This window comes from Amycolatopsis sp. SID8362 (assembly GCF_010550475.1).
Classification (GTDB): domain Bacteria; phylum Actinomycetota; class Actinomycetes; order Mycobacteriales; family Pseudonocardiaceae; genus Amycolatopsis; species Amycolatopsis eburnea.
Map to the genome: position 1 here is coordinate 1 of NZ_JAAGNB010000784.1, position 4536 is coordinate 4536.

Annotated in this window: 5 protein-coding genes and 1 pseudogene; 3 read left to right on the forward strand and 3 right to left on the reverse strand. The window is 71.0% G+C overall.

All coding sequences use genetic code 11. The features are described from left to right. Nucleotides 1–876: pseudogene (locus G3I65_RS24260) on the reverse strand (hypothetical protein); the annotation flags it as partial. A gap of 187 nt (nucleotides 877–1063) precedes the next feature. Here G3I65_RS24260 and G3I65_RS24265 point away from each other — a divergent pair. Together G3I65_RS24265 and G3I65_RS24270 are read left to right on the forward strand one after the other, a co-directional pair. Then, nucleotides 1064–1921 carry a bifunctional methylenetetrahydrofolate dehydrogenase/methenyltetrahydrofolate cyclohydrolase gene (locus tag G3I65_RS24265; protein WP_160698142.1) on the forward strand — a complete coding sequence of 286 codons (858 nt, stop codon included), beginning with the start codon at nucleotides 1064–1066 and terminating at the stop codon, nucleotides 1919–1921. Beyond that, the gene (locus tag G3I65_RS24270; RefSeq protein WP_160698143.1) at nucleotides 1918–2241 is read left to right on the forward strand and encodes a DUF3017 domain-containing protein; all 324 of its coding nucleotides are present in this window, start codon (nucleotides 1918–1920) and stop codon (nucleotides 2239–2241) included. Before G3I65_RS24265 ends, G3I65_RS24270 begins: the two co-directional genes overlap by 4 nt. Nucleotides 2242–2363: 122 nt before the next feature. On the opposite strand, the gene G3I65_RS24275 is transcribed toward G3I65_RS24270, so the two are convergent. Then, nucleotides 2364–3545, reverse strand: a complete 1182-nt coding sequence (locus tag G3I65_RS24275; protein WP_160698144.1) for an MFS transporter — start codon at nucleotides 3543–3545, stop codon at nucleotides 2364–2366. Nucleotides 3546–3728: 183 nt separating this feature from the next. After that, the gene (locus G3I65_RS24280) at nucleotides 3729–4052 is read right to left on the reverse strand and encodes a helix-turn-helix transcriptional regulator (RefSeq protein ID WP_160698145.1); all 324 of its coding nucleotides are present in this window, start codon (nucleotides 4050–4052) and stop codon (nucleotides 3729–3731) included. A 110-nt stretch (nucleotides 4053–4162) separates the two neighbouring features. Here G3I65_RS24280 and G3I65_RS24285 point away from each other — a divergent pair. After that, nucleotides 4163–4536 (forward strand): MFS transporter (locus G3I65_RS24285; protein ID WP_160698146.1); only part of this gene is annotated, 374 nt, incomplete at its 3' end.

Genomic DNA, 4536 nt, shown 5'->3' on the forward strand with positions numbered 1-4536 from the left:
GGGCGGCGGCTGGTTCCCCCGGGTGAGGTAACCCGCGGCGGCCTGCAACGTCGGCTCGTCGACCGGCGGCAGCTTGAACCCGACCGCGCGGACGTGCTCGACGAGGTCCGGTTCGGGCGAAACGCCGTACTTGTGCAGGTAGAAGTTGACGGCGGCGGGCCAGATCCACTGGCCGTCGCTGTGGAACGCGACCGGGACCGTGGCCTCCGGCGTCGCGGCCAGCCGGTCGATGTCGTACCCGCGCTCGGGCACCACCAGCGGCGCGCGCTCGAGGTACTCCAGCAGCCGGTCCTGCTCGTCGACCTCGAGGTCGGGCCGGTTGATGACGGGACGGCCGGCCGGGCCGACGGTGTCGAAGATCCGGGCGATCCGGAAGTGCGGCCCCGGCTGCTCCGGGCCGAGCCCGGACATCCGCCGGATCAGCCACTCGGGCACGTTGTCCTCGGTGCGCGGGAACATCCGCAGCTCGTCGGAGTAGGCCTGCGGCGGCGGCGCGAGGTTCCACACGGGTTCGTCGCGGTTGTACTCGAGGTTGTAGCTCGACGGGTGGTCGAGCTGGTAGCGCGCGTTGAACCAGGTGCCGCGGCCGTCGCGGTACATGCCGCCGCGGAGCCTGCCGAAGAGCGTGGCGATGTCGTGGGTGGCGAGCCACTCGTGGACCGTCCCGTCTTCGGTGACGATCTCGCCGGTCAGCTCGTGGTACCTCCCGACAGCTCGGTACTCCGCGGTGACCTTGCGCCAGTCGCGCGGGGCGGCACGCAGCAGGGCAAGTCCGATCTGCTTGACCAGGGTGTCCTGCTCGGTCGCGTTCAGCTGCGTCGTCGGTTGTGCCACGGGGACATTTTGACTGTTCGCGCGCGCGTGTGCACCCCGCATGTGGGTTTTGCCGCTCCGCGACCCGGCGGCACCCGGTCTGACCTCGCGCGATGCGAAGTGCGGTAGATCACAGCTTGATCGCGGTGAGCGTCGCGAAAGGACCGTGTGGGGTAGCGGCCAGTCTACGGGCAGCGACCACCCGCGCCTGGAAGCGACGCGCGGGGGTCGCTTTGCCAGAATGGGCACCGTGACGGCGAAGATTCTCGACGGCAAAGCCACCAAGAACGCCATTTTCGCGGAGCTCGAGCCCCGCGTCGCGGCGCTGGCCGCGAAGGGGGTGACGCCGGGCCTGGGCACCGTCCTGGTCGGCGACGACCCCGGCTCGCACTCGTACGTGCGGATGAAGCACGCGGACAGCGCGAAGATCGGGATCAACTCGATCCGGCGCGACCTGCCCGCGGACATCTCCCAGGACAAGCTCGAAGCCGTCATCGACGAGCTGAACGCCGACCCGGCGTGCCACGGCTACCTCGTCCAGCTGCCGCTGCCGAAGCACCTCGACCCGTACCCGGTGCTCGAGCGCATCGCCCCGGAGAAGGACGCCGACGGCCTCGCCCCGATCAGCCTCGGCCGGCTCGCGCTGGGCGAGCCCGGCTCCCTGCCGTGCACGCCGTACGGGATCATCGAGCTGCTCAAGCGCCACGGCGTCGAGCTGAACGGCGCGCGGGTCACCGTGGTCGGCCGCGGCATCACCGTCGGCCGCACGCTGGGCCTGCTGCTGACCCGCCGCAGCGAGAACGCCACCGTCACCCTGTGCCACACCGGCACCCGCGACCTCGCCGCCGAGGTCCGCCGCGCCGACGTCGTGATCGCCGCGGCCGGGGTGCCCGGGATCATCACGGCGGACATGGTCGCGCCGGGCGCCGCGGTGCTCGACGTCGGCGTGTCCCACGTGGACGGCAAGCTCACCGGCGATGTTCACCCGGACGTGTATGACGTGGCCGGCTGGGTCTCGCCGAACCCCGGCGGGGTCGGCCCGATGACCCGGGCGATGCTCGTCAGCAACGTCGTCGAAGCGGCGGAGCGCTCGCTCCTGGGCCGATGACGATGACCGAAGACCGGCGGGACGTCGGCGACCGCCGGGGCGCGCCGGGCCGGTTCACGCAGCTGCCGTTCGCGCTGGTGCTGCTGGTGGCCGCCGTCGCCGCGCTGCGGATCGTCCAGTACCACTGGCGGGAGGGCGCGGCGCTGATCGGCGTCGCGCTCCTCCTCGCCGGGGTGCTGCGCGCGGTGCTCCCGGCCGCCAGGGCGGGCCTGCTGGCGATCCGCGGCCGGATCGTCGACGTCGTCACCTACACCGGGCTCGCGGCGGCGGTGCTGTACGTGGCCTTGACGATCATCGGCGGCCCGTTCGCGTCCTCCTAGGCCGCCCTAAGTGGAGCTTTCGTAGGGAAAGATGCGTGTTTTGGGACGGCGCTCTCAAGATGTGAGAGCCGGCTACCCGGAAGCGCCACTTTCACGGGGAAAGTGGCGCTTCTCGAGGCCTCCTAGGACGCCATCGCGAGCTCGCGGCGTTCGGCCTTGGCTTCACGCCGGTCGAGGCCGCCGGAGACGACCGCGAGCGAGAGCCCGAACACCGCCAGCAGGGCGCCGACCCAGTTGGGAGCCACCAGGCCGAGCCCGCCCGCGATGACCAACCCGCCGAGGTACGCGCCGATCGAGTTGGCGATGTTGAACGCGGACTGGACGGCGGCCGACACCAGGGACGGTGTGCCGCCCGCCTTCTCCATGATCCGCGCCTGCATCATCGGGCCGATCATGAACCCGGCGACGCCCACGAAGAAGATCGTGATCGCCGCGCCGACCTTGCCCTGCGCCGTGATCGTGAAGATCCCGAGCACGCAGGCCAGCGCCAGCAGCGCCGCGTACAGGCCCGGCATCAGCGCGCGGTCGGCCAGCCGGCCGCCGACCAGGTTGCCGATCGTCATGCCGACGCCGGCCAGTGACAGCAGTAGCGTGACGTTCGACGGCGAGTAGCCGGCGACGTCGGTCAGCATCGGCGTGATGTAGGACAGGCACGCGAACACGCCGCCGAGGCCGAACGTGACGATCGCCAGCGCGAGGTGCACCTGCGGCCGCTTGAACGCACCCAGCTCACCCCGCAGCGACGCGTCGGCGGGCTTGCCCTGGTGCGGCACCAGCTTCCCGATGGCCGCGGCCGCGATGAGGCCGATAACGGCGACGACGCCGAAGGTGGCGCGCCAGCCGACCTGCTGGCCGAGCAGCGTCCCCAGCGGCACGCCGATGACGTTCGCCAGGGTCAGGCCGAGGAACATCATCGACACGGCCTTGGCGCGCTGGCCGGGGCCGACCAAGCTCGACGCGACGACCGCGCCGGCGCCGAAGAACGCGCCGTGCGGCAGGCCGGCGAGGAACCGGAACGCGACGCCGAACTCCTGGTTGGGGGAGAGCGCGAAGAGGGCGTTGCCCAGGGTGAACAGGCCCATCATGGCCAGCAGCATGGTCTTGCGCGGCAGCCGGACGGCGGCCGCGGTGAGCAGGGGGGCGCCGATGACGACGCCGAGGGCGTACCCCGAGATGAGGTAGCCGGCGGTCGGGATGTCGACGCCGAAGTCGGCGGCCGCCTGTGGCAGCACGCCCATCATGACGAACTCGGTGGTCCCGATGCCGAAAGCTCCGATGGCGAGCGCGAGCAGCGCGACGGGCACGGCACTCCTTCCAAGGTGGGAAATCGATTACTCAGCCGATCTCTGGATCGGTTCAGTACGGGGACAAAAAGAAAGACAGCCGTTCGGCCCCAGCGCCGTGAGCTGCCTATGGACAGTCCAACAAGGGAAGGGGGTCGTTGTCATCCCGATATCGGGTGACGATCCACACCGTAACGCCGGTGATCAGCGCGGGGCGGCCAGCACCCCGTCGAGCAGGCCCGGGAACAGGGCGTTCAGGTCGTTGCGGCGCAACGAGTTGAACCGCGTCGTGCCTTCCTGGCGGCCGGCCACGACGCCGGCCTGGCGCAGGATGCTCAGGTGGTGGGTGATTGTGGACTTGGTCACCGGCACGGTCAGCCCGCCGCACGCGATCTCGTGGTCCGCGGCCGCGAGCTGGCGCACGATCGCCAGCCGTACCGGGTCGGCCAGCGCGCGGAGCACGCCTTCGACGGTGATCTCGTCCCGCTCGGGGTGGACGAGCGGCGGCAGTGCGGCGGTCTTGGCCATGACGTCCATTGTACGACGGCTGTCGAAATTGCGGCAGCCGCGTAGTACGGTGATTGTCGAACTACGACGTTCGTCGAACCAACACCTGCTTCGCTTGGGGGCCTCCGCCCATGTCCACACCCACGTCCTCGAGGATCTCGGTCCTCGCTTTCGGCGCGTTCGGCGTCGGGACCAGCGGCTACATCGTCGCCGGGCTGCTGCCCGCGCTGACCGGCGAGCTGCACGTCTCGGCCACGGCCGCCGCCCAGCTCGTGACGGCCTTCGCCATCGCCTACGCGATCGGGTCGCCGATCTTCGCCGCCGCCACCGGCACCTGGGAACGCCGCACGCTGCTGGTCGCCGCCCTCGTCGTCACCGGTGCCGGCAACCTGTTCGCGGCGCTCGCGCCCGGCTACGGCTCCCTCCTGGTGGCCCGGGTGGTGACCGCGGTCGGCGCCGCGGTGTTCACGCCGGCCGCGAGCGCGGTGGCGGCCGAGCTCAGCAG